Origin of the sequence: Rhizobium sp. EC-SD404 (genome assembly GCF_902498825.1) — a bacterium.
In the GTDB taxonomy this organism is placed as follows: Bacteria; Pseudomonadota; Alphaproteobacteria; order Rhizobiales; family Rhizobiaceae; genus Georhizobium.
Genome location: NZ_LR701459.1, coordinates 1270339 through 1296180 on the forward strand (window position 1 = coordinate 1270339; position 25842 = coordinate 1296180).

General features: G+C 62.3%; 22 protein-coding genes. 18 read left to right on the top strand and 4 right to left on the bottom strand.

Going from position 1 to position 25842, the window contains the following annotated elements; translation table 11 throughout:
- Positions 1–133: 133 nt before the first annotated feature.
- Positions 134–2248 (bottom strand): catalase, encoded by a 2115-nt coding sequence (gene katE, locus GC125_RS07020; RefSeq protein WP_151984921.1) that lies wholly within the window; start codon positions 2246–2248, stop codon positions 134–136.
- A gap of 205 nt (positions 2249–2453) precedes the next feature.
- Here katE and GC125_RS07025 point away from each other — a divergent pair, with 205 nt between their 5' ends.
- The 8 genes from GC125_RS07025 (at position 2454) to GC125_RS07060 (ending at position 13072) form a co-directional block, all read left to right on the top strand.
- Positions 2454–3083: a TetR/AcrR family transcriptional regulator gene (locus tag GC125_RS07025; protein ID WP_151984923.1), complete on the top strand. Its 630-nt coding sequence runs from the start codon at positions 2454–2456 to the stop codon at positions 3081–3083.
- 138 nt (positions 3084–3221) lie between these two features.
- Positions 3222–4451, top strand: a complete 1230-nt coding sequence (locus tag GC125_RS07030; protein WP_286165404.1) for an efflux RND transporter periplasmic adaptor subunit — start codon at positions 3222–3224, stop codon at positions 4449–4451.
- A 2-nt stretch (positions 4452–4453) separates the two neighbouring features.
- Entirely contained in the window at positions 4454–7609 is a 3156-nt protein-coding gene (locus GC125_RS07035; RefSeq protein ID WP_151984925.1) for an efflux RND transporter permease subunit, read from the top strand.
- 126 nt (positions 7610–7735) lie between these two features.
- Positions 7736–8245 (top strand): Dps family protein, encoded by a 510-nt coding sequence (locus GC125_RS07040; protein ID WP_151984927.1) that lies wholly within the window; start codon positions 7736–7738, stop codon positions 8243–8245.
- A 289-nt stretch (positions 8246–8534) separates the two neighbouring features.
- Positions 8535–9617, top strand: coding sequence for a TRAP transporter substrate-binding protein (locus GC125_RS07045; RefSeq protein ID WP_151984929.1), 1083 nt, complete (start codon positions 8535–8537; stop codon positions 9615–9617).
- 6 nt (positions 9618–9623) lie between these two features.
- Entirely contained in the window at positions 9624–10160 is a 537-nt protein-coding gene (locus GC125_RS07050; protein ID WP_151984931.1) for a TRAP transporter small permease subunit, read from the top strand.
- A gap of 1 nt (position 10161) precedes the next feature.
- The gene (locus tag GC125_RS07055) at positions 10162–11487 is read left to right on the top strand and encodes a TRAP transporter large permease (protein ID WP_151984933.1); all 1326 of its coding nucleotides are present in this window, start codon (positions 10162–10164) and stop codon (positions 11485–11487) included.
- 4 nt (positions 11488–11491) lie between these two features.
- Complete coding sequence (locus GC125_RS07060) at positions 11492–13072, top strand: gamma-glutamyltransferase family protein (protein WP_151984935.1); 1581 nt, start codon at positions 11492–11494, stop codon at positions 13070–13072.
- Positions 13073–13086: 14 nt separating this feature from the next.
- Here the strand turns inward: GC125_RS07060 and GC125_RS07065 are convergent, their stop codons facing one another.
- Both GC125_RS07065 and GC125_RS07070 read right to left on the bottom strand, forming a co-directional pair.
- On the bottom strand, positions 13087–13731 hold the full coding sequence (locus tag GC125_RS07065; protein ID WP_151984937.1) for a GntR family transcriptional regulator: 645 nt from the start codon (positions 13729–13731) through the stop codon (positions 13087–13089).
- A 136-nt stretch (positions 13732–13867) separates the two neighbouring features.
- Positions 13868–14725, bottom strand: a complete 858-nt coding sequence (locus GC125_RS07070; RefSeq protein WP_151984939.1) for a DMT family transporter — start codon at positions 14723–14725, stop codon at positions 13868–13870.
- Positions 14726–14920: 195 nt separating this feature from the next.
- Here GC125_RS07070 and GC125_RS07075 point away from each other — a divergent pair, with 195 nt between their 5' ends.
- Together GC125_RS07075 and GC125_RS07080 are read left to right on the top strand one after the other, a co-directional pair.
- Positions 14921–15865, top strand: a complete 945-nt coding sequence (locus GC125_RS07075) for a LysR substrate-binding domain-containing protein (RefSeq protein ID WP_151984941.1) — start codon at positions 14921–14923, stop codon at positions 15863–15865.
- Between the two features lie 2 nt (positions 15866–15867).
- Positions 15868–16923: a pyridoxal-phosphate dependent enzyme gene (locus tag GC125_RS07080; RefSeq protein WP_151984943.1), complete on the top strand. Its 1056-nt coding sequence runs from the start codon at positions 15868–15870 to the stop codon at positions 16921–16923.
- A 3-nt stretch (positions 16924–16926) separates the two neighbouring features.
- Here GC125_RS07080 and GC125_RS07085 read toward each other — a convergent pair whose 3' ends face one another.
- Entirely contained in the window at positions 16927–17400 is a 474-nt protein-coding gene (locus tag GC125_RS07085; RefSeq protein ID WP_151984945.1) for an Lrp/AsnC family transcriptional regulator, read from the bottom strand.
- 109 nt (positions 17401–17509) lie between these two features.
- Here GC125_RS07085 and GC125_RS07090 point away from each other — a divergent pair, with 109 nt between their 5' ends.
- The 8 genes from GC125_RS07090 to GC125_RS07125 all read left to right on the top strand — a co-directional run bounded on the left by GC125_RS07090 (position 17510) and on the right by GC125_RS07125 (position 25785).
- Complete coding sequence (locus GC125_RS07090; RefSeq protein ID WP_151984947.1) at positions 17510–18970, top strand: aminotransferase class V-fold PLP-dependent enzyme; 1461 nt, start codon at positions 17510–17512, stop codon at positions 18968–18970.
- Between the two features lie 18 nt (positions 18971–18988).
- Positions 18989–19612, top strand: coding sequence for a helix-turn-helix domain-containing protein (locus GC125_RS07095; protein ID WP_199864490.1), 624 nt, complete (start codon positions 18989–18991; stop codon positions 19610–19612).
- A gap of 124 nt (positions 19613–19736) precedes the next feature.
- Entirely contained in the window at positions 19737–20933 is a 1197-nt protein-coding gene (locus GC125_RS07100; RefSeq protein WP_151984949.1) for a glycine C-acetyltransferase, read from the top strand.
- A 17-nt stretch (positions 20934–20950) separates the two neighbouring features.
- Positions 20951–22021, top strand: a complete 1071-nt coding sequence (gene tdh / locus GC125_RS07105) for an L-threonine 3-dehydrogenase (RefSeq protein ID WP_151987658.1) — start codon at positions 20951–20953, stop codon at positions 22019–22021.
- A complete protein-coding gene (locus tag GC125_RS07110; protein ID WP_151984951.1) occupies positions 22018–23526 on the top strand; it encodes an NAD(P)-binding domain-containing protein in 1509 nt (502 codons plus the stop codon). Before tdh ends, GC125_RS07110 begins: the two co-directional genes overlap by 4 nt.
- A complete protein-coding gene (locus GC125_RS07115) occupies positions 23523–24032 on the top strand; it encodes a CMD domain-containing protein (RefSeq protein ID WP_151984953.1) in 510 nt (169 codons plus the stop codon). The genes GC125_RS07110 and GC125_RS07115 overlap by 4 nt, the downstream gene beginning before the upstream one ends.
- The gene (locus GC125_RS07120; protein ID WP_151984955.1) at positions 24029–24610 is read left to right on the top strand and encodes a peroxidase-related enzyme; all 582 of its coding nucleotides are present in this window, start codon (positions 24029–24031) and stop codon (positions 24608–24610) included. Before GC125_RS07115 ends, GC125_RS07120 begins: the two co-directional genes overlap by 4 nt.
- 50 nt (positions 24611–24660) lie before the next feature.
- Positions 24661–25785: an NAD/NADP octopine/nopaline dehydrogenase family protein gene (locus tag GC125_RS07125; RefSeq protein ID WP_286165406.1), complete on the top strand. Its 1125-nt coding sequence runs from the start codon at positions 24661–24663 to the stop codon at positions 25783–25785.
- Positions 25786–25842 lie beyond the last annotated feature (57 nt).

Sequence of the window (25842 nt, forward strand, 5' to 3'; positions counted from 1 at the left end):
TTTCACGACGCGAATTCATACTGATTTTGGTCGAAAAAATACGACCGGGCGGAGATTGGTCCGCCCGGTCGTGGAGATATTGGACCATTCCGATCAGATGACGTACCGATCGGGGAATGGGCTTCGACGACGGTTAGAGCTTGACCTTGGGCTCGCGCGCCCAAAGACGCAGCTTGCCCAGCATCTCGATGAAATCAGGGATGCCGTCGGCGCTTTCCAGCTCAACGACGCCTTCGTCCATCTCGATCCCTGCCTTTTCGAGCAGCGGCCGAGCGCCATCGACGAAAGCGATGAACTTGCAGTGGGCGAAGGCGTCGGCGACGAAATCGCGTGCCGCCGATTCCTTCGACAGCTTTTCACCGCCATCCGGACCGAGGATCAAGGCCACTGCGTCATATAGAACAGAGGGGCCGCCATCGATCATTTGGTCACCCTCGATGAACGATCCGTCGGATGCTTCGACGCCGCCGACCTTCGGAGCGATGATCTCCATGGTTGCACCTTCGTCGGCAAGTGCCGAGCGCAAGCCTTCCACCAGGTCGGCATCGCAGCCATCGCTGACCATCACACCCAATTTGCGGCCTTCAAAGCTTTCAGGACCGTTCTGTATGATCGACAGAGCAGGAGAAGGTTCCAGATCGTCGCGAGGGGCCACTGCGGCCTGCGCAGCTTCCGGCATGTCACGGATACCTAGGTTTTCGGCGACCATCGTTGCCAGAGCTTCGTCGATGTTGAGCAGATGGGCGACCATCCGTAACCGGATCGGCAACGTTTCAACTTTCGACAACTCGAAGGTCAAAGCCATGGCGATGTGTTTCTGCTCGACGGCTGTCTGGCTGTTGTAGAACTGACGCGCCTGGCTGTAGTGATCGGCAAAGCTTTCGGCGCGCAGCCGGACCTTCGGTCCTTCGACCTCGTCACGATAGGAGCGGAATCCACGCTTGGGATCTTCGCGGGGGCCTTCACCCCAAGAGTTGGGCTGATAGTTCGCCCGTCCGACGGGATTGCGCATCGCCATGTGCCCATCCTGCTGGAAATGGTGCATCGGGCACTTCGGCGCGTTGATCGGCAGATGGGTGAAGTTCGTGGACCCCAACCGCTTCAGCTGCGTGTCGAGATAGGAGAAATTTCGGCCCTGAAGCAGCGGATCGTTCGAGAAATCGATGCCGGGCGGGACGTTTTGGGTCATGAAGGCGACCTGTTCGGTCTCCGCAAAGAAATTGTCCGGCATGCGATCGAGAACAAGGCGGCCGACCGGGATTGGCTTGATGACCTCTTCCGGGATCAACTTGGTCGCGTCGAGTACGTCGAAGTCAAAGCTGTCCGCGAATTCCTGGTCAAAGAGCTGAACGCACAGCTCCCATTCCGGGAAATCGCCGGACTGGATCGCGTTCCAGAGATCTCGACGATGAAAATCGGGGTCCGCACCGTTGATCTTCACGGCCTCGTTCCACACGACGGACTGGAGACCGAGCTTCGGCTTCCAGAAGAATTTGACGAAGGTGGACTCGTCATTTTCGTTCAACATCCGGAATGTGTGGACGCCGAAGCCTTCCATGAACCGGAACGACCGTGGGATCGACCGATCGGACATGATCCACATGATCATGTGCATGGATTCCGGCGTCAGCGAAATGAAGTCCCAGAAATTGTCATGGGCCGACTGGGCCTGCGGAAAGCCGCGATCGGGCTCGGGCTTCACCGAGTGAATGATATCCGGGAACTTGATCGCATCCTGGATGAAGAAAACCGGGATGTTGTTGCCGACGATGTCCCAGTTGCCCTCCTGGGTATAAAGTTTGACGGCAAAGCCACGCACGTCGCGGGCAAGGTCGGCGGAACCTTTCGACCCAGCTACGGTCGAGAACCGCACGAATGCGGGCGTCCTCTCGCCGGCGCGCTGGAAAATGTCGGCACGCGTGTATTTCGCAAGCGACTCGTATGTCTCGAAATAGCCGTGCGCACCGTAGCCGCGCGCGTGAACCACGCGCTCCGGAATGCGCTCATGGTCGAAGTGGAACATCTTTTCGCGGAAGTGAAAGTCTTCGATGAGCGACGGCCCGCGTTCGCCGTACTTCAAAGAGTTCTGATCGTCTGCGACGGGTCCGCCCTGGGCTGTCGTCAGGATCGGTTGGCCTTCTTCAGCGACCTGGTGAAGTTCGCCGCCATTCCCTCGCTGCAGCGTCAGATCATGCACGGTGGTCGTCGCATCGGATTTGCGCGCGCTCCGTTTTCCATTGTCGGCCATGGTGGAGGATTTCCTTATTTTGAGCTGGTCTGCCCGCGTAGAGGCATGGCGGCCCAAGCTGCGAATAACCGATATGTTCCAGGTTGGCGGCGAGGGAGCCGCAGCATGATTCATTTCGTGATCAGCTAAAGAATGAAGGGCCGTTGTCAAAACCCGCGCGCTGTGCGAATGAACATTCGCTCTCATTTTGGATCGCGCAAATCTGATGAATATCTCAGTCCTTCTCAAAGCGGCCGATGCGCCGGAAACCGCCCAGGACTGCCGCCGGCGTCACATCATGGAATCCGCCGAGCGATGCTTCGCGCGATCGGGATTCCACAAGACGTCGATGCAGGAGATTTGCGCGGAGGCTGCGATGAGCCCCGGCGCGCTCTATCGCTATTTCAAATCCAAGGAAGCGATCATCGAGGCGATCTGCCTGGATGAGCGGCAGCGTTGCCATGGCACGCTGGAGCCACTTCTTGTGGAAGGCGATTTCACCGAAGCATTGGTGGACATGGCCATGGCCTATTTCGAGCAGATGCGCAGGCCTGGTGCCACTCCCATGATGCTTGAAGTCTTTGCGGAGGGCCTTCGCAACGGCGCAGTCGGCCGAAACTTCTTGGAAAACGAAGCAATGGTGCGCGAGCACATCAGTGAATTTGTCCAGCGGGCAGCGGATCGCGGCGACATCGATGCATCGGTCGACCACGATGCGGCGATCGGGATGATGATGGCGCTGGGGGAGGGCATCGTCATGCGTTCTGCCATCGATCCAGCGCTCGAGCCGGAGCGTATCCGCCCCATGCTGGCCGCGATGATCGACGCGGTGTTCGGGCGCGGAAAGCGGGGCTGAAGATTTTTCGTCGCCGCCGACCTTTGGCGGATGACGCAGACTGAATGGCATGCATTGTCGGAAACACGACCGCTCGATGGCCGCAGAGTCCTTGTACTCTTCAAAGCCTCGATGCGCGCTTTCGCGGAACCAGTAACGATGACCGAAGCCTTGGACTATCCTTCGCACACGCCACGCGCGGGTGACATTGGGGGGATGCGCGGATGGGCAATGCTCGTTTTCGCAGCATCGCTTCTCGCTGCACCCATGGCCTTCGCGCAGGAACCGCCTCAGACTCCGCAAGTGCGCGCCCCGGCTATTTCGACAGTCGAGGCACGTGAAGGCGAGATCGCGACGACAGCCACGGTCACCGGGACCCTGGTTGCCCGCGAGGAAGTCATCGTCGGCGTCGATGTCGAGGGCTTCAAGATCATGGAGGTCCTCGCGGAGGTCGGAGACACCGTGAAGGCCGGTCAAGTGCTCGCGCGTCTCGACGGGGCGACCATCGACATCCTCCTTGCCCAAAACACCTCGCAGCTAGCGAGGGCGGATGCCGGCATTGCTCAGGCGCGGGCGACGATCGCTCAGGCCGAAGCCGCCAAGCTCGAAGCGGACTCGGCCCTGGAGCGTGCGCAGAGTTTGACGGGCAGCGGCGTGACGGCACAGCAGACGCTGGATCAGCGGATTGCTGCGGCAAGTTCGGCCGAAGCGCAGCTGAATTCGGCGCGCCAGGGCCTGGAACTTGCGCTTGCCGACAAGACCCTGGTCGAAGCGCAGCGGCGCGAGATCGATCTGAACATGACCAAGACGGAGATCAAGGCACCGACCGACGGACTTGTGCTGTCGCGATCGGCGAGGATCGGCGCGGTCGCATCGCCTGCAGCAGAGCCGCTTTTCCGACTGGCCGAGGACGGCGACGTTGAATTGAGCGCGGATGTCACGGAAACGAGCCTTGCCTCGCTGACAACCGGTATGGCGGTCCACGTCACCCCGGCGGGGTTCTCGAAGCCCGTGGAAGGCGAAGTGCGGTTGATCTCCCCGCAGATCAACGCCGCAAGCCGGCTTGGTGAAATGCGCGTCTCACTCGAAGCCGATCCGGCGCTTCGGCCAGGCGCGTTCGCGCGCGGTGTCGTCGAAGTGGCCAGTTCCAACGGTGTCATCATACCTCTATCCGCGCTTGTCGTGACCGATGGTGAGGCCACCGTGCAGGCCGTGGTGGAAGGGCGCATCGAAACCCGCACCGTGACGACGGGCTTGCGGACGGCTGATCGTGTCGAAGTGTTGACGGGCCTCGAGCCCGGCGAGGTGATCGTCAGGCGAGCCGGATCTTTCGTGCGGGACGGCGACGCCGTGACAGCTGTGGCTCAGGCCGAGAGCGGGGACCAATAGCCATGAACTGGAACATCTCCGCCTGGTCGATCCGCAACCCGGTTCCGTCCATTCTTCTCTTCGTCGTGCTGGTGGTGCTCGGTTGGGTCTCGTTCCTGAACCTGCCCATCACGCGCTTTCCGAACATCGACGTGCCGGTCATCTCCGTCGTCATCACCGAGTCCGGTGCTGCGCCAACGGAGCTCGAAACCCAGGTCACCAAGCTTGTCGAGGACAGTGTTGCCGGCATTGCCGGGATCGACGACATCCAGTCGACCGTCACGGACGGTCAGTCCATTACCTCGGCGATCTTTCGGCTCGAGGTGGATACCGATCAGGCGCTGAACGACGTCAAAGACGCGGTCGCCGAAATCCGGGCAGACCTGCCGCGTACGATCGACGAACCGATCATCAGTCGCGTCAACGTCGAGAACCAATCGATCGTCACCTATGCCGCTTCCGCGCCGGGCATGACGCCGGAAGAACTTTCCTGGCTGGTCGACGACGCAGTGATCCGCGAGCTGCAAGGCCTGCCGGGTGTCGGTCAGGTCGACCGCATGGGTGGCGTAACCCGCGAAGTCCACGTCGAGCTCGATCCAGATCGTCTTCTCTCGCTGGGCATCACCGCGGCAGAGGTCAACGCGCAACTGCGCGCAACCAACGTGAACCTGCCCGGGGGACGCGGCGATTTCGGCGGGCAGGAACAAACCATCCGCACGCTCGCCTCCGCCGATTCCATCGAAACGCTGTCGCAGACGAGCATCGCACTGTCGGGTGGGCGCACGGTGCGCCTTGGTGACATCGGAACCATCTCCGACAGCTGGGAAGAGCCGCGCGCGTTTGCCTCGCTCGATGGCAATCCGGTCGTGTCTTTCTCGATCTACCGCGCCAAGGGCGCAAGCGACACGTCGGTCGCCGATGCCGCTGCAGCCAAGGTGGCAGAACTCGCCGCGCTCTATCCGGACGTCACCTTCTCGAAGATCGACGACAGCGTCACCTATACCTACGGCAACTTCGAATCCGCGATGCATACGCTGGTCGAAGGTGCCGCGCTCGCCGTCATCGTGGTGTTCCTCTTCCTGCGCGATTGGCGGGCGACGCTGGTCGCGGCGATAACCTTGCCGCTTGCAGCCATTCCCACTTTCTGGGCACTCGACATGATGGGCTTTTCGCTCAATCTCGTCAGCCTGCTCGCCATCACGCTCGTCACCGGCATTCTGGTCGACGATGCGATCGTGGAAATCGAAAACATCGTCCGACACATGCGCATGGGCAAATCGCCTTATCGCGCGGCGATGGAGGCGGCCGACGAGATCGGTCTCGCCGTCATCGCGATCACCCTGACCATCATCGCCGTATTTGCGCCGGTGTCCTTCATGGGCGGCGTTGCGGGCCAGTATTTCAAGCAATTCGGCCTGACGGTGGCCGTCGCCGTGTTCTTCTCGCTGCTCGTCGCGCGTCTCATCACGCCGATGCTCGCGGCTTATTTCATGAAGAACCATGGCGAGGAAGACGAGCGCGAAGGCTGGCTGTTGCGCGGCTACACCCGGTTCCTCAGAGCCACGCTGCGGTTTCGCTTCGTGACGCTCGCTGTCGGTGTCGGCCTTTTCGCGGCCTCGGTCTGGAGCATCGGCTTCCTGCCGACCGGCTTCATTCCACGCGAGGATTCCTCGCGTGTCGTGACCTCCGTCGAGCTGCCGCCGGGCTCCACGCTCGACGATACCCGCGAGACCACCAACGCGATTGCCGCCAGCCTCAAGGATATTCCCGAAGTCGCATCGGTAATGGTCGTCGGCGGCTCCAGCCCGACAGGCACGCTCGAAGTCCGCCGTGCGTCGATCATCACCAATCTGGTGCGCAAGGGCGAACGCGAACGGACGCAGTTCGATGTGGAGGAGGAGATGGCTGCCCGCATGGCGCAGGTGCCGGATGTCCGTTTCTTCAACGTCAATGAGCGTGGCGAACGCGAATTGTCGGTCGGCGTTCTCGGCCAGGATGGCGCACAGGTCGCGGAAGCGGCGCGGATGCTGGAAGAAGAAATGCGCGATGCGCCGATGTTCTCCAATCCATCCGCCATGTCGGCCTTCGACCGCCCGGAAATCCGCATCACGCCTAGGCTCGATCAGGCTGCCGATCTCGGCATCGCCCCCGAATTGATCTCGCAGACGATCCGTGTCGCCACCATCGGCGATGCGGGCGCCAATCTCGCCAAGTTCAATCTGCCGAACCGGCAGATCCCGATCAAGGTGCAGTTGAACGACACCGCGCGCAACGATCTCGCGACCATCCAGTCCATGCGCATCCCGACCGGCAATGGCGGGACCGTACCGCTGACGGCAGTGGCCGATGTCGGCTACGGCCAGGGTGCATCGACGATCGACCGGTTCGACCGCGAGCGGCTGGTGAAGGTCGGCACGGGCATGGCCGCCGGCTACGAGATCGGGCAGGGCACGGAATGGATCATGGCCAGTGAGGCTGTGAAGAATTTTCCCGCCGGTGTGCGTATCCAGGAAACGGGTGATGCGGAAATCCAAGCGGAGGTATTCTCCGGCTTCGCGACCGCCATGGGCGCCGGCATCATGATGGTGCTATGCGTGCTCATCCTGCTGTTTGGTTCGTTCTTCCTGCCGATTACGATCCTGGCGTCCCTGCCACTGTCGATCGGCGGCGTGGTGCTTGCGCTTCAGCTGACCAACAACGCCGTCTCCATGCCCGTCGTCATCGGTATCCTCATGCTAATGGGCATCGTGACGAAGAACTCGATCATGCTGGTCGATTTCGCGGTCGAGCAGGAAAAGCACGGCATGCCGCAGATGGATGCCATCGTCGATGCAGGCCGCAAGCGTGCGAGGCCGATCATCATGACGACGCTTGCCATGGCGGCTGGCATGATCCCGGCAGCGCTCGGCACGGGCGAGGGCGGTGAGTTCCGTGCGCCCATGGCGATCGCCGTCATCGGCGGACTGCTGGTCTCGACGCTTCTGTCGCTGATCTTCATCCCGTCCTTCTACACGCTGATGGACGACCTCACGCACCAGGCCTCGCGTCTGGCCGGCTGGATACTCAAGCCCAATGCGCCGGACGAGCCTGACCTTCCGACCGGTGGTCATGGGGGTGGTGACGAGGCGGATGAGCGGGACGACCGGAAGCGTTATCCGATGCCGATTGCGGCTGAATGAAACTTGCCAAAGCCGGTTGCGTCACTGAACGCGGCCGGCAAGCTGTCGCGTCAAAACGTCCATTGGCAAAATGCAACCGCGCTCCATCTTACGAGTTACTAAGATAACAACAAGAAGGAGCATTCCATGAGCAAAGCAACGAAGGCGCTGGATCCCAAGCCCCGGGAAGAAAACGTCAATTTCGGCCTCGACGCCAAGGCGCGCGAGACAATCGCGCAGAACCTGTCGGCCATCCTGGCGGACACCTATGCGCTTCTGGTCAAGACGCATATCTATCACTGGAATGTCGTGGGGCCGCTGTTTCACTCGATCCACGAGATGACTGAAGTTCAGTACAACGACCTCTTCAAGGCGACGGACGAGATTGCCGAACGCATTCGTGCGCTGGGCTACCGCGCGCCGGTCGTTGGCAACAAGGGCCATGATATCGTCATCGAGCTTGGTGCCGAGAGCAAGACCGCCCATGCCATGATCGACGACCTGATCGCCGATCACGAGAGCACGATCCGCAAGATGCGCGAAGCCGCCGAAGTCGCCGAAGAGGCAGACGACTTCGTGTCGCACGACATGCTGGTCGGTCGCATGACCATCCACGAAAAGACCGTCTGGATGCTACGCGCGCTCGTTACCGAGTGAGCGCCGCCATCCTTGCGTCGTAAAGAGAGCCGCACGCCGACCGCGTGCGGCTTTTTCTGTCGAGGTGGAGGTGTTCGCGCGGCGATGGTCGATGCCTCCGGTGACGCCTTCCTGTTCATCCGCTGCCGAATTTGTACGCAAAATGCGTCTTCAAAGGGCTTCTTGTATACAATTTTCCGGCGTTGATCGGCTTAACAGCCTTCTAATTCATGATCTTCTGATCTGGCATGGGCATTGCTTGCGTTGGTTCGCATCTTCCCAAGCGCACTTCCAGATCTGAGGACATCCCATGAAACGCCGCAACTTCCTGACAGCATCCGCGCTCGCAACGGCAAGCGTTCCATTGGCCGCCCCGTCCATCGCGAGGGCGCAGGACACCTTTACCTGGCAGATGACGAATGCCTACGGACCCGGTTCGCCTTTCTACGTGGAAGGCCCGGGCAGCCCGACGGATTTCTGCGCCAAGGTCGAGCGCATGTCGGGCGGACGGTTGCGCATCCAGCATTTTGCCGCCGGCGAACTGATCCCGGCGCTCGAGGGCTTCGATGCGGTCTCATCCGGGACGGTCCAGATGAATGCGGCCAACTCCTACTTCTGGGCCGGGCGCGTGCCTGCCGCGCAGTATTTCACCACGGTCCCGTTCGGCCTCAACTTCCAGGGCCAGAACGCCTGGCTCTATCATGGCGGCGGCATGGAGCTCTGGGACGAACTCTACGAGCCGCTGGGCGTCAAGGCGCTGCCCATGGGCAACACCGGCGTGCAGATGACCGGCTGGTTCCGCGAGCCGATCGAGACCGTCGAAGATTTCCGCGGCCTGGTCATGCGCATTCCGGGTCTCGCTGGACGCGTCTATGCGACGCTCGGCGTCGATGTCCGCCTTCTGCCGGGCGGTGAAATCTTCCCGGCGCTCGAGCGCGGCGTCATCGACGCGGCCGAATTCGTCGGCCCCTACCAGGATCGTCGTCTCGGCCTGCAGAACGCGGCGAAGTACTACTACACCACCGGCTGGCACGAGCCGTGCAACGTCACGGAGCTTTTGATCAATCGGGCAGCCTGGGATTCGCTGCCGGACGATCTGAAGGCGATCGTCGAAGCGGCCGCCATGGCCTGCAACATTGAAAGCCACACCTGGTGCGAAGCCACCAACGCGGAAGCGCTGGCCGACCTCGTCGAAAACGAAGGCGTCATTGCCGACACGCTGCCGGAAGCTGTCGTCGAGGCACTGCGCGAAGCCACCATGGCCGTGCTGGAAGAGGGTGCCGCCGCCGATCCGAGCGTTCGAAAGGTCCACGACGCGTTCATGGCGTTCAAGGCCCAGCACGACCAATGGTCAGGTGTTTCCGAGCGGCCGTTCCACAATATGGCCGGCTGACGTGGCATGATCGCAATCATCGAAAAGGCTGCGAACGGCACTGCGCGTGTCGTTCGCATCGTCGGCCAGACGGCGGCGTGGCTCGGTCTCGCGCTTGTGCTTCTCGTCGCGTTCAACGTGCTGTCGCGCTACGCGTTCGGCATCAGCAGCGTCGCGACGCAGGAAGCCGAGTGGCACCTGATGGCGGCAGGTGCTCTGTTCGGCATGTCCTATGGATTGAACCAGGGCGGCGAAGTCCGGGTCGACGTTCTTTACGACAAGTTTTCTCCCGAGCTGAAAGCAACGATCGACATCATCGCAGCGCTGATGCTGATGCTCGCGTCGATCTTCATCGTGTGGCTGTCGATCAACTACGTGCATCAGAGCTACGCGATCGGCGAAATCTCCCCCGACCCTGGCGGCCTGCACTATCGCTTTCTGCTGAAGGCCCTCATTCCCGTCGCCTTCGTTCTGCTCGCGCTTCAGGCGCTGTCGATGATGCTCGAAAACATCGTGCGGCGCGCACATCTGAAGCAGCCTCTCGCCAATCCGGACACGCACTGACATGCCATTCACCGAGTTTCTGGCGCTCGCCATGATCGGCGCCTTCTTCGTCATGCTGATGGCCGGCATTCCTGTCGCCATCTGTCTTGCGGTCACTGGGTTCGTGTTCGGTTATGCGGGCTTCGGGCCCATGCTGTTCAATCTGGTGCCGGCGCGCATCTACGGGGTCATCACCAACTACACGCTGCTGGCATTGCCGCTCTTCATCTTCATGGGCCTGATGCTGGAGCGATCGAAGATCGCGGAGCAATTGCTTGACGTGATCGGCTTGGCGATGGGCGGCATTCGCGGCGGCATGGCGCTCGCGATCATCATCGTCGGAGTCCTGATGGGCGCGGCGTCCGGCGTCGTCGGCGCCACGGTGGTGACGCTTGGCCTCATCGCGCTCGCTCCGGTGCTCAACCGCGGTTACGATAAGGGTGTCGCGACCGGCGTGATCTGCGCTTCGGGCACGCTCGGGCAGATCATTCCGCCGAGCCTAGTCTTGATCCTGCTGGCCGATATTATGGGCCAGTCGGTCGGCACGCTGTTTGCCGCGGCGCTCATTCCCGGTCTTCTGCTGTCGGGCATGTTCGTCCTCTACATCATCGTGCTGGGCCTGATTAAGCCCGGCTCCATGCCGCCGATCCCGCAAGCCGAGCGGGATGCCATCTCAGGCCGCGAACTGGCGGTGAAGCTTCTGCAGGTCGTCGCACCGCCCATCGCTCTGATCTTTCTGGTCTTGGGCTCGATCATCGGCGGCGTCGCGGCGCCGACCGAAGCAGCCTCCATGGGCGCGCTCGGCTCCATCCTGCTTGCGGCGTTCACCGGTCGGCTGACCTACCCGATGATGCGCGAGGTCGTGCGGGCGTCGTTCATTGCCTCGGCCATGGTGTTCATGATCCTGATCTTCGCGCAGCCCTTCGCATTGGCATTCCGCGGTCTCGGCGGCGAGCGTCTTGTCCATGACGTGTTCACGATGGTGCCCGGCGGTCTGGACGGCCAAATCCTTTTCCTGATGATCCTGATCTTCTTCCTCGGTTTCTTCCTGGAATGGATCGAGATTTCCTACATCGCGCTACCGCTGTTCCTTCCGGTTTTCGCCAGCGCAGGCGCCGACCTCACCTGGATCGCCATTCTCGTTGCGGTGAACCTGCAGATGTCGTTCCTGACACCGCCCTTCGGCTGGGCGCTCTTCTTCCTAAAAGGCGTCGCGCCGCCGGGCGTGACCACGCTCGATATCTATCGAGGAGTTGTGCCCTTCATCGCGATTCAGGCATTGGCGGTGCTGATGGTCTATCTGTTCCCGGGCCTTGCGACATGGCTGCCGGAAGCAATCGGTTGGTGATGACATGCTGAAGAGTGCGTTGGGTTACAAGGGTGCCTTCACGGCGCCGCATCGTGCGGCGGCGCTTGCCGGGCGCGATATCCTCGAAGCGGGCGGCACCGCCGTCGAGGCGATGGTGGCTGCAGCGGCGACGATCGCCGTCGTCTATCCGCACATGAACGGCATCGGCGGCGATGGCTTCTGGCTGATCAAGAAGAAGGGCGCGCCGCCCATCGGCATTTCCGGCTGTGGGCGGGCCGCGGCTCTGGCAGATGTCGCCTTTTACCGGAACGCCGGCCATGCCGACGCCATCCCTGCGCGCGGCGGCCTGGCGGCGCTGACCGTGCCCGGGACCATCGATGGATGGCGGCTGGCCTTGCAGCATGGCGGCGGACGCTTGCCGCTTGCCGATCTGCTCGCCGCGGCGATCGGCTACGCCCGCGATGGCATCGCCGTCACCGGCAATCAGTCCGACTGCACGCGCGACAAGCTGTCGACGCTTAAGGACGTGCCCGGATTTGCCGAGCACTTCCTCGTCGAGGGTGCACCGCCTCGGGCCGGGCACCGGATGAAGCAGGTGCCGCTGGCGGATACGCTGTCGCATCTCGCCGAGCAGGGTCTCGAAAGCTACTACAAGGGCGACATCGCAGCCGCGCACGCGCGCTATCTCGAGGCCAATGGCAGCCCGTTGCGGCTTTCCGACTTTCACGGCTTCGAAGCGACGGAGGTTGTGCCTCTGTCGCTCACGACATCGCTCGGCACGCTTTTCAACATGACGCCGCCGACGCAAGGCATCTCGTCGCTGATGATCCTCGGGCTGTTCGACCGCCTGGGTATCACGCAAGCCGAAAGTTTCGACCATCTCCACGGTCTGATCGAGGCGACCAAGCAGGCATTCATCAAGCGCAATGCCGAGCTTGGCGATCCAGACGCGATGGCAGAGCCGGCGCAGTCCTGGCTCGATGCCGCGGGGTTGGATGCCATGGCCACACGGATTGACCGCAAACGCGCGTTGCCCTGGCCTTATGAGCCGAAGGAAGGCGATACGATCTGGATGGGCGCGGTCGATGCCGAAGGCACCGTCGTTTCCTTCATTCAGAGCGTCTTCTGGGAATTCGGTTCCGGCCTGACCTGCCCCGAGACGGGCGTGTTCTTCCAGAACCGTGGCGCAGGGTTCTCCCTGAAACCCGGGCCGAACGAACTCGCCCCCTTCAAGCGGCCGTTCCACACATTGAACCCCGCGATGGCCGAGCTTTCCGACGGGCGCGTCTTCGCCTACGGCACGATGGGCGGTGAAGGCCAGCCGCAGACGCAGGCAGCCGTCTTCACCCGCTACGCGCAGTTCGGTCAGGATTTGCAGCAGGCCATTTCTGCGCCACGTTGGCTGCTCGGCAAGACGTGGGGCGATGCGACGACGACGCTGAAGCTCGAAAGCCGGTTTCCCGCGGATTTGATCGAAGATCTTGGCAACGCAGGCCACGACGTGGAGATCATTCCTGAATTCTCCGATCTTGCAGGTCACGCCGGCGCCGTCGTTCTCCACGCCGATGGGCTTATGGAGAGTGCTTCAGACCCGCGCTCGGACGGTGCCGCCATCAGCTATTGATGCGTTTCGGCGGATCAGTTCCGCCGATCGAGCACGGCGCGCGCCGCACTCTGCAGGTGCCGGCGGAGCGCCTTTTCGGCGTCGCGGGCATTGCGATCGAGGATTGCAGTGACGATCGTGTCGTGCTCGGCACAGGAGCGGGCGATGCGCTCCGTCATCCGGAACTGCGAGGAGCGGAACGGCGCAAGCTTCAGGCGCAGGGACTGCGCGATCTCGACGACCTCGCAGTTGTGCGATCCGTCGAAGATCATGCCGTGAAAATCGGTGTTTGCCAGATCATAGCTTTCGAAATCGCGCTGTTCGGCCATGCGCTGCATCTTGAGGTGCAGCGTTTCGAAGGCTGCACGCTCGCTGACCGTCATCCGCTCGGCAGCCAGCCGACCGCATAACGCTTCGATCTCGCCCATCGCCTCGAACATCTCGCCGATCCGCTCGCTCGACTGCTCCGAGACGATGACGCCGCGATAGGGGACGCGCTGCGCGAGCGATCTGGAGACGACCACATGGAGAGCTTCGCGCACGGGTGTTCGGGAGACGCCGAAGCGCTTGGCCAGCGCATTTTCATCGAGCTTGCTGCCCGCCGGCAGAACCTGATTGACGATTTCCCGTTCCAGCTCGGCGGCGATGAATGCGCTGTGGACATTCTTGTGCATGTGCATGACGTAATTTTTCGACCAGACGCTCGGCGGCAATTCATTCAAGCTTTCGCCACGAAAGTGTCTTCCGAACGGCCGCGCCGCGCAACATGCATTCCGTCTTGTCCTCGCCGGAACTTGGCCCTGGTGGGTCCGATGACTAGGTGGCATTCTTCCTGCGCTTGCTCTCGCGCCAGGCCAGGAGCAAAGCCCCGCTGACGATCAGGGCCGCGCCGATGAAGCTCGTTGCCGGCGGCACGATGCCGAACAGGGCAAAGTCGTAGATCGCTGCAAATATGAGCGTCGCGTAGAAGATCGGCATGACGAGGCTGGCATCGCCGCTCTTCATGGCCTGGATGAAACAGGCCTGGGCGCAGACCATGATTGAGCCGAGCAGCGCGAGCATCATCCATTGCGTAGGGGTCGGCCAGATCCAGACGAAGCTCGCGGCCGTGACAGCGATGAGCATGCCGATCGTGTTGTTGATGACGAGGATCCGCAAGGGCGGTTCTCCACCTGCGAGCACCTTGATCATGATGGCTTCGAGGCCGAGGAAAAGCGCGGAGGCGAGGGCGACGAAGACCACCGGCTGGAACGCCTCGCTTCCGGGCCTGATCAGCACCATGGCTCCGATCAGCGCCAGACCGGCGGCAGCCCAGCGCCACGGCCCGACGCGTTCGGACAGGAGCGGGATGGCAAGGACCATCGCGACGATGGGATTGAGAAACGAGATCGCCGTAGCGTCGGCAAGGCGCATATAGGACGATGCTGCGAAAAGGCACGTGACGCCGGCCCAACCGGCGATCGAACGACCTAGATGATACGGGAGCTTTGCGCTCTTGAGCGACGGGCGCAGTATCGCGACGATCGGCATCAATGCGAGCCAGGCGAACAAAAAGCGGCCGGCGCTTACTTGCAGGGGATGCAACGGCCCGCCGCCCCCTGCACCGATGCCCTGACCGAGCGCCTTGGCAATCAGCGTCGTCGCGGCGATCAACGCACAGGCAAGAAGCATCATCACGATGCCTCTTATGGCGCTGCCTGCCGGTTCGGCTGGGCGTGGTGCGGCATGGGGCGTGGTGGCTTGGGGGTGCTGGGCGTGGGTCGAGGACAAGGTAGACTCCGATACGGTGCGTCGGCGCCTCAATGCCATTGTTTTCCATACGCAACCAATAGAGACTGACGCGGTATCTATTCATTTCGGATATGGATAATGCGTCCGTCGGCCCACCAACTCGAATGTTTCTCCGCCGTCATGCGGCTCGGCACCGCGACTGCAGCTGCCAACGTTCTCAACACCTCGCAACCGAGCGTCACCCGGGCGCTCAGGCAACTGGAAGATGTGACGCGGCTCCAGCTGTTCGAGCGTCGCGAGGGGCGTCTGCATCCGACCGCGGAGGCAAGAGAGCTCATGGCGCAGGTGGAGGCAAGCTTTGCCGGGCTCGAGCGGATAGGTCATGCAGCCGAGATGATCCTGCGCCGCCGTCGCGGCACGGTCCGGATCGGTTGCCTGCCGGCTTTTGCGCAAGGCTTCATCGCCCGTGCAACGGCATCGTTTTTGCGCGACGAGCCGGATCGTCACGTCTCACTGGTGCCGCTGACCGTGCGAGAACTCATGAAGGCGATGCGGGACCAGGAGCTGGACCTCGGCATCGTGGCGTTCGAGGTGGCTGCGTCGGACGAGCTTGATGCGGAGCGGTTCACCGACATCAACGAGATCGCGTTGCTGCCACCGGGGCATCGGCTTGCGGGGCGGGATGCGATCGGCCTCGCAGACCTCGACGGCGAGGCGATGATTGCGATTGCCGGAACGGATCCCTATCGGCGCCGAACGGAAGCGATCATGGCTGCGGCCGGCGCTCGTCCGCGGCATGTGGTGGAAACGGCGACAAGCCATGGTGTCGGTGCGATGGTCGCAGCCGGGCTCGGCATCGGGATCATGAACCCGATCACCGCTCTCGACTTCCTCGGCTCCGGCGCAACCATGCTGCGCCTGACCGACCGGCTGCCATTCCTCACGACGTTGGTGACGCCACGACGGCTTGAACGGCCTGGCGCAATACGGCACTGCATCGAAGCTCTGAACGCGGAGCGGGCGGCATCGCTCGAAAGGGTCGACGTACTGCTCGGGCAAATGAAGCCGGCAAAAGAGGACTGACGATGTATCGCGCGAACCCTTGGAAGGCGAAGGATCTGCCGGCGGATCTGGCGACACTGCCACAGGTCGCGGACGATGCCGGTCCCGTGCTCGCGCTTCTGTCGCGGTGTCCAGCATATCGGCCGACGCCGCTGCTGCCCATTCCTTCGCTCAGCGAAGCGATCGGTGGTGCAAGCCTTTGGGTCAAGGACGAAACGGCGCGGATGGGGCTCGGATCGTTCAAAGCTCTCGGTGCCGCCTATGCGATTGCGCGCGACGCCGTTGCGGTCGCGGGCGGAGGCGATCTTGCGTCGGCGCTTGTCGGCCGCACCTATGTGACGGCGAGTGCGGGCAATCACGGCATGTCGGTCGCTGCCGGAGCGCGCGTCTTCGGCGCGAATGCCGTCATCTTCATCAGCGAGACAGTGTCGGGCGCGATCGCCGAAAGGCTGCGTGGAAAAGGCGCGCGGGTGATCCGGCAGGGCCATGACTACGAAGCGAGCATGGCTGCGGCGGCAGAGGCTGCCGACGTCAATGGCTGGATACTGCTCTCCGATTCCACGTGGCCCGGTTACACGACGCCGGCGCTCGACGTGATGGCCGGTTACCTGGCGCTCGCCGAAGAGATCGTCGGCGAGATGGCGACGCCGCCGACGCATGTCTTTCTGCAGGCAGGTGTGGGCGGGTTTGCGGCGGCGATGCTTGCGCGCTTCAGAAGCGCTTGGGGACGCGATGGCTTCGAGGCGATCGTCGTCGAGCCGGCATTCGCGCCGTGCATCATGGAGAGTCTTCTCGCTGGGCGCGCAGTGCGGGCCGACGGACCGGTCTCTGCAATGGGCAGGCTCGACTGCAAGGAGCCGTCGCATGTCGCTCTCGCCACGATCGCCCGGCTCGCCGACGGCTGCCTCACCGTGACGGAAGAGGAGGCCGCGGAAGCCGCCAGCATGCTCGCCACGGTGGAGATTGCAACGACGCCTTCCGGCGCTGCCGGATTTGCCGGCGCCATCGGCTGTCAAAGTGCGGTTGGTGCTCTTGGGCCTAAGGCCCGTGTGCTGGTTGTGGTCACTGAAGGCACGTGACGCTCAACGATAGGGGTGGATCGTCAGCGGACGCTGTTCCTCGATCGCTTCCATCGCAAAGTAGGACGTGACGGATTCGAGCTCGACCGCCTCGATCAGGCGCTGGTAGACGGCGTCGTAGCTGATCATGTCGCGGGTCACAATTTTCAGCATGTAGTCGTAGTCGCCGCCGATGCGGAAGAAATCCGTGATGTCGGGGATGGACGATACATGGGTGCGGAAGGTCTTCAGCCAGCTCGTCGAGTGATGGCGCGTGCGCACCATGACGAAGACGACGAGGCCGAGTTCGACCTTGTGCCGGGCAACGCGGATCGTGCGACCGGCGATGATGCCGTCGTCTTCCAGCGCCTTCAGCCGTCTCCAGCAGGCGTTTTGCGACAGGCCGATCTTCTGGGCCAAATCGCGTTGCGACAATCCCGCATCGAGCTGAAGTTCCCGCAATATTCTTGCGTCAAATTGATCTATCTTTCGGGTCATATCCGATCATTTGACCCAATTATCGATGTTTGTGCAAACATTTTGATGAACATTTCCCACCTTGCTTGCGTCAGAATCGTTTTAGCCAATTGAAGCAAGGCATGCGCAGATGGATGGTATCCTGGAGACCTGGGCCAGAACACTGGGGGAAGCGGGCGACCTGATCGGACGGCTCCGTGAGGGTTTGATCGGCGAGGGCGCCTTGATCGACGGGCCGCACGGACCCCGTCGGCTCGTTTACGCAGACTATACCGCGTCCGGTCGGGCGCTGCGGCAGATCGAGATGTTCGTGATGGAACAGGTTCTGCCGTTCTACGCCAACAGCCATACCGAAGCATCCCATTGCGGCGCCTACTCCACCCGCCTGCGCGAAGCGGCTCGAGCATCGATCGCCCGCACACTTGAGGCGGGCAGTGCGCACAGCGTCATCTTCACCGGGTCAGGCGCGACGGCGGCCATCAACCGGCTCGTTGGATTGCTGGCGATCCCGGAACGGATCGCGCGCGGCGAAGCGGTGACTGTCATCATCGGTCCATACGAGCATCACTCCAATCTCCTGCCGTGGCGGGAGAGCGGGGCCCAAATCGTGGAGATCGCCGAACAGCACGGTGGCGGCCCCGACAAGGCGGATCTGGAAGCAGCGCTCGTCGATGCGACGTCCCGTGGCTTCACTGTTGCTGCGTTCTCCGCGGCGTCCAACGTGACCGGCATCGTCAGCGACGTCGTCGGCGTGACGCGGCTGGTTAAGGCACATGGCGCGATCGCCATCTGGGACTACGCAGCCGGTGCACCCTATCTGCCGATGTCGATGGTGCCTGCGGATGACGCAGCCATCGATGCCATCGTGTTCTCCCCGCACAAGTTCATCGGCGGGCCGGGTGCGTCCGGCATCCTCGCATTGAAGAATGACATTGTCGCCACCGCGCGGCCGACGCTTCCAGGTGGGGGGACAGTGTCTTTCGTCTCGCCCTGGGCGCACCGTTACAGTGATCGGATCATTGCGCGCGAGGAGGCCGGAACGCCGAATGGGATCGGCGATATCCGCGCCGCACTCGTGCTTCTGGTCAAGGAAGCGGTCGGTCAGTCCTTCATCACCAGGCGCAACCGTGAACTGCGGGAGATGGCGCTCAAGCGCTGGCTGAACAATCCACGGCTCGACGTTTTGGGCCGTCAAACGGCGGAAGCATTGCCCGTCGTGTCGTTGCGCGTGCGGGATGGTCGAGGCGGCCATGTGCACCACCAGCTCGTCACCCGCATGTTGAGCGATCACCACGGCATTCAGGCACGGGGCGGATGCGCCTGCGCCGGCCCTTATGCGCACCGACTTCTCGGTATCGACGAGGCAGCTTCGCGCGATCTCGCGGCGGCGATCGATGCGGGGATGGAGATGGAAAAGCCCGGTTGGGTGCGGTTGAACTTCAGCTATCTGCTGAGCGACGAGAAGGCGCGCTTAATTATCGATGCGGTGGACGAACTGGCGTCAAAGGCTGCGGATCTCGCTGCCGACTATCGCTCCGATCCCGCAACCGCGCGCTTTGTGGCAGGCCGCGAGAGCAGTGTCGCCGCATGAGATGAGGGGCCGCCATTGATGCTTGCCGCACCGTCTCAGCTCGGGCATGATATCTTCCAATATATTGGAGGAGGGACTGTCCGTATGGATCTGGGGAAAAGGATTTCCGAGCGCCTGAAGGAGATCCGCCGTGAGCGCAATCTGTCGCTCGATGCCGTCGCCCGGCTATCGGGTGTGTCGCGTTCGATGCTGTCGCAGATCGAACGCGGAAGCTCCAGTCCCACCGTCTCTACCTTGTGGAATTTGACGCGCGCACTCGACGTGGATTTCGCGGGATTGATCGACGGAAAGGTGCCGGTCAATGACGGTTTCCGGGAAATCGTTAAAGCTGATCGAGTCCCCACGATCGAATCGAAGGGCGAAGGATGCCGCCTGAAAATTCTCAGTCCGCCGGATTACGCGGGCGACTGCGAGCTTTACGAGGTGATTTTCGATGCTGGCGGGGCGCTGCGGAGCGAACCTCATCGCGATGGCTGCGAGGAGCACCTGACCATTCTGGAAGGAGCGATCACCGTCAAGTCCGGTGCGCGCTCGCTCGATCTCGAAAAGGGCGATACGGCCTGCTACCGGGCGGATAAAGCCCATGCGCTGGAGGCCAAAGATGGTCCGGCGCGCGCAATTCTCATGGTGCGCAACTCTTAGTTTGCATCAATCGCGGGCAGTGAAGGTCCGTGCATTCTTATTGCTCACCATCGATTGACATGTCCGCTATATTGGATAACCTTCTTAGTCGAAAGTGTTAGCCGGCGTCTGCAAGGAGACCGTCTTGTCCGCATTTCTCGCCCGCATCGATGCCGAACTGGCGGAGATCCGCGCTGCCGATCTGTTCAAGACAGAGCGGCCGATCCGGTCGCCTCAGGGCGCCCGCGTGTCGATCGAGGGCCGGGCCGGCGACGTCATCAATCTCTGCGCCAACAACTATCTCGGCCTTGCGGACAATCCAGAACTGGTCGCTGCAGCCACCGCGGCACTTCAATCGTCCGGCTACGGTATGGCGAGCGTGCGCTTCATCTGCGGCACGCATGATTTGCACCGGGAACTGGAAACATCGATCGCGCGCTATCTCGGCAAGGACGACGCGATTTTGTTCGCCGCGTGTTTCGATGCCAATGGCGGGCTGTTCGAACCGCTCCTGACCGACCAGGATGCGATCGTTTCCGATAGCCTGAACCATGCCTCCATCATCGATGGTATCCGGCTCTGCAAGGCGAAGCGCTATCGCTATGCAAATTCCGACATGAACGAACTGGAATCCGCGCTCAAGCAGGCACGGGCCGATGGTGCGCGCACCATCATGATCGCGACCGACGGTGTCTTCTCCATGGACGGCTATCTCGCCAAGCTGCCTGAGATCGTGGCGTTGGCGCAGGCTCATGACGCCGTCGTTATGGTCGACGATTGTCACGCGACGGGCTTCATGGGTGAGCGCGGCGCCGGCACGCATGTTCACCATGGCGTTGCCGACGGGATCGATATCCTTACGGGCACGCTGGGCAAGGCGCTCGGCGGCGCGATCGGCGGCTATATTGCGGGCCCGCAGGCCGTCATCGATCTTCTGCGCCAGCGCGCGCGCCCCTATCTCTTTTCGAACGCGCTTCCGCCCATGGTCACGGCTGCCAGCATCAAGGCGATCGAACTGGCCGAGAAGGGCGACGATCTGCGCGCGCGGCTTTTTGCAAATACGAAAAAGTGGCGCTCGGGCCTCGAGGCGCTCGGCTTCCGCCTGCTGCCGGGCGAGCATCCGATCGTGCCGGTCATGTTCGGCGAGGCCGCCATTGCGCAGGCCATGGCCAAGCGCCTTTACGAGGCGGGCGTCTATGTCAGCGGCTTCTTCTATCCCGTCGTGCCGAAAGGCCAGGCGCGCATCCGCACCCAGATGAACGCGGCTTTGACCGAGGACGATTTGGACACAGCACTTGCCGCGTTCGGCGAAGCGGGCCGCGAATTGAAGGTGATCTCGTGATCTCGAATACCGGAACCATGTTCGCTCTGGCCAAGTCGGAACCCCGCGAGGGTCTCTGGCAGACGGAAGTGGCGATTCCGGAGATCGGCCCGGATCAGGTTCTGATCAAAGTCTCGAAAACCGGCATCTGCGGCACCGATGTGCACATTTGGAAATGGGACGAGTGGGCGCAGCGGACCATTCCTGTGCCCATGGTCGTCGGGCATGAATATTCCGGCACCATCGTCGATGTGGGGCGTTCCGTCACCAATCTGAAGGTCGGCCAACGGGTGTCGGGCGAAGGCCATATCGTCGGCAATTCGAGCCGCGCCGCGCGGGCGGGCCGCTTCCATCTCGATCCCGAAACGCGCGGCATCGGCGTCAATATTCCGGGCGCCTTTGCGCAATATTTGGCTCTACCGGCGTTTAACGTCATTCCGTTGCCCGATGAAGTGGACGACGAGATCGGCGCGATCCTCGATCCGCTCGGCAACGCCGTGCACACGGCTCTCTCCTTCGACATCATCGGCGAGGATGTGCTGATTACAGGCGCCGGTCCGATCGGCATCATGGCGGCGATCGTGGCTCGGCATGTCGGGGCACGGCACATCGTCGTCACCGATGTGAACCAGTCTCGGCTCGATCTCGCCGCCAAGCTCTGTGACGTCGTTCCCGTGAATACCGCGACCCAAGATTTGCGCAGCGAAATGGGCCGCATCGGCCTGCGCGAAGGTTTCGATGTCGGCTTGGAGATGAGCGGTTCGGACGTGGCTTTCCGGCAGATGGTCGACACGCTCGTCATGGGCGGCCGCATCGCGTTTCTTGGGCTCCCGGCTAAGCCCGTGCTCGTCGACTGGTCGACGATCGTGCTGAAGAGCCTTGTGATCAAGGGCGTTTACGGCCGCGAAATGTTCGAGACCTGGTACAAGATGCTCGCCATGCTGCAGTCCGGGCTGGATGTGCGCGGCGTGATCTCCCATCGCCTCGCTGCCGCCGATTTCGACAAGGGGTTCGAGGCCATCAAGCGCGGCGAAGCAGCAAAGATCGTGCTGGACTGGTCGGATGCGGGCACAAGCGGCTTCGCGGCGCAGAAGGAGGCGGCGCAATGAGCCGTTCTTTCGAGAGTGATCACTCCGCTGCCGATGGGCTCACTGCCCTAAATGCACGCGTGCGCAAGGATCTCGAACTTTTGTGCCGTCCGCCGGCCAATTGGGTTCCTCCACGCCAGACGGTCGGCCAGCCGGTCGTCGATGTTGTGATCATCGGCGGTGGCATGTGCGGCCTTGTCGCTGCGTTTGCTCTGCACTCCGCCGGCATTCGCAACGTGCGCATCTTCGACCGCAATCCCGCCGGGTACGAAGGGCCGTGGGTGAATTACGCGCGTATGGAAACGCTGCGCTCGCCCAAGCAATTGACCGGGCCTGCCTATGGCATTCCCTCACTGACATTCCGCGCCTGGTTCACCGCACAGTTCGGCGCGGCGGAATGGGACGCGCTGGACAAGATCCCCCGTCCGATGTGGATGGACTATCTGCGCTGGTATCGCGCTGTGCTGGAAATCCCGGTCGAGAACGACGTCAATGTCGACCGCATTCTGCCTGAAGGCGATTGTCTGAAGCTCGAACTCTCGGGCTCCGGCACGCATGACGTCCAGGTTTTCGCCCGCAAGGTCATCATGGCAACAGGCCGCGACGGGACTGGGCATCCGAATATCCCGGCCTTTGTGGAAGGCCTGCCAAAATCGGCATGGGCGCATTCGTCGGAAGCCATCGACTTCAAGGCACTCAAGGGCAAGCGCGTCGCCGTTATCGGGGTCGGCGCATCTGCGGTCGACAATTCCGCCGAGGCGCTCGAGGCCGGCGCCGCGGAAGTGCGCCATCTGATCCGGCGCAAGCAGATGCCGACCGTCAACAAGATGATGGGGATCGGCTCCTTCGGCTTCACAGCTGCGTTCTCGCGTCTCTCGGATGCGTGGCGCTGGCGCTTCATGCATTATTCATTTCTGACGCAGACGCCATCGCCGCGCGGTTCGACCTTGCGGGTCAGCCGCCATTCCAATGCCTATTTCCACTTCGGCAAAGGTATCGCGCGCGTCACCCATGATGGTCACGAACTCGATATCGCGATGCAGGACGGCAGCCGTCTGAAAACCGACTTCCTCATTCTCGGCACGGGCTTCACGGTCGAGCCCTTGGCCCGCACCGAGCTCGATGGCTATGCCGACAAGATCCTGCTTTGGGGCGATCGCTACGTGGCACCTGCCGAGTTGCGGCATTCCGAGCTCGCGAAGTTTCCCTATCTCGCCGACGATTTCGCATTCCAGGAGCGCGAAGCGGGCGCGGCACCTTGGCTCTCGGCGATCCACTGCTTCAACTACGGCGCGTCGGTCAGCCTCGGTAAGGTCAGCGGCGACATCCCCGGCATCAGCGAGGGCGCCGCTTGGCTTGCCCGTGAAATCGCCGCCACGCTTTATCGCGAGGATGTCGAGGCCCATTTCGCGGCCATGGAGGCTTACGACAAGCCGGAGCTTCTGGGCGACGAGTGGACCGAAACGCCGCTCGATCCGGAAGGCGTCGATCTGCCGGAATTGAAGACGGGGAGCGACGCCCGATGAGCACCGATTTCGACACCAATGTCGTGACGCGGCTCGCTTCGGTGCGCGATGATGGTTCAAAGGTCGCGGCTGCTGTGGCGTTGCGCTTCGATGTCTTCGAGATGACACAGGCGGCGCACGATGCGGCGCTGAAGCCGCACGATACCGGCGGGTTCACCCACGTCGAGCGGGCAGCGCTTGCGACGCGGATTTCGAAACTCAACCACTGTGCGGAGCTGGCCGAGCACTATTCGGAACTGCTCGCCACCTACGACGCCAATGAAGACACGCTCGCGATCGCCGATCCGGCCTTCGATGGTGATGCGTGGTCGCGCATCAATGCCGTCTTGACGTTTACGGACCTGGTCGCCGCCAACCCGAAGGCAACGCAGCCCGACGACGTCGCGTCGCTTCAGGCCGCCGGCGTTTCGGATGCGGATATCGTGCGGCTGGCCGAGCTCAATGCGTTTCTCGCCTATCAGATCCGGCTTCTGGAAGGGCTGAAGCTAATGCGGGGTGCGGCATGAGCGCGGTGATCCATACGTTCACGACCGAGGTTCCCGAATGGCGCCCGCGGGTCAAACCCATCGACCTCGCCGAGGCGACACCTGAACAGCTCGATGCGCTCAAGGTGACGCCTTCGAACACGAAGGTTTCCGACTACGTCCTGGTTCTGGCAAACGACGTAGAGACGCTGAAGGTACGTACGCCGCTCTTCAACGCGATCATGTACAACAAGGGTGGTTTGAGCCGCGCGGAGCGGGAGATCGGTGCTACCGCCGCGTCGGTCGTCAATCGCTGCGTCTATTGCGCTGCCGTCCATTCCAGCCGCTACAACCAGCTTGCCAAGGACGAGACGGTCATGCAGCGCATCTTCGCGGACGGCGAAGAGGCGCCCCTTGACGACCGGGCATCCGCGATCTTCAAATTCGCGACCAAGCTTTCCAAAGCCCCGAGCGAGACCGCCCCGGAGGACATGCAGCGCCTACGCGACATCGGCATGAGCGAGGAGGAAATCCTCGATCTCATCCTGTCGACGGCGCTGTTCGGTTGGGCAAACAGACTGATGCACGTGCTTGGCGATCCGGTGGCGGAAGCGGACTGATCATGGGCCCACAAAAGCCCATTCGAATTATGAAATGAAAGGAATTGAGAGTGGAACAGGGCAATCAGGGGATCGGAAAGGTCGGCATCGTCGGGGCAGGGTCCATTGCATTCGGTGCTGCCGCCTACCTGGAAAAGGCCGGTCACCGCGCCATGCTCTGGTCGCCATCCGGCGATCGCACGAAGCGTCTTGCGAGCGGTGAAGCGCTCATCGCTTCCGGCGCGCTCGAAGGGACGTTCTATCCGGCGGTGGCGAAGTCAGCGCAGCAACTCGTCGAAGCCAACGACGTGCTGATGATCGCCTTACCGGGATATGGGCACAAAGCCGTCATGGACGCGATTGCACCCTATATCCGCGAAGGTCAGAGCGTCCTGATCAGTTCCCATGCATCTTTCGGCGCGCTTTATCTCAACCGGCTTCTCGCCGAGCGCGGGGTTGTCGTTCCGATCGTTGCCTGGGGCACCACCGTCACGACTGGGAGGCAGCCGAGCCTGGTCGAAGCGCAGATCAACACCGTGCGCAGCAAGGTCGATGTCGCCACGCTGCCCGAAAGCATGAGCGCCGAGGGGCTGGCAGTTTGCCAGAAGCTCTTCGGCGACCGCTTCGTCCAGCGGGACGGGCTTCTTGCGATCGCGCTCTCCAACCTCAATCCGCAGAACCACATGGGCATTGCGCTCTGCAACATGACACGCATGGAACACGGCGAAATCTGGCCGCAGGGCCTCAATGTCACGCCGCATGTCGGACGGCTGCTCGAAGAACTTGACCGCGAACGCATCGCCATTGCGGAAGCGCTGGGGCTCAAGGTGCGGGACATCTTCGAGCACTTCCATCTGTCGTTCCATGTGCCGAAGGACAGCGTCTCGGCGATGAATCAGGAGATGCACCGCGAGGGGCGTGGCGGCACCGGCCCCGCGACGGCGGATTCACGCTATGTCACCGAAGACGTGCCGTTCGGCCTCCTCATGACGGTGAAGCTCGGCGAACTCACCGGTCGCCCGGCAGTCCTCCACGACGCCGGCGTGCGCATCTTCTCGGCGATGTATGGCCGCGATTTTGCGACCGAAAACACGCTGCTCGACGCGATCGGCATGTCGGATCTTTCGCTGGAAAGATTGCGCAAGCTCGCCCGCGACGGCTTCGAAATTGCGTCGGGGGCCCGCGCCGCCGGATGAAACTTGCACACGGGACGACAGAAGCCCGGTCCAACAAAAGATCAAAACAGGCACTGG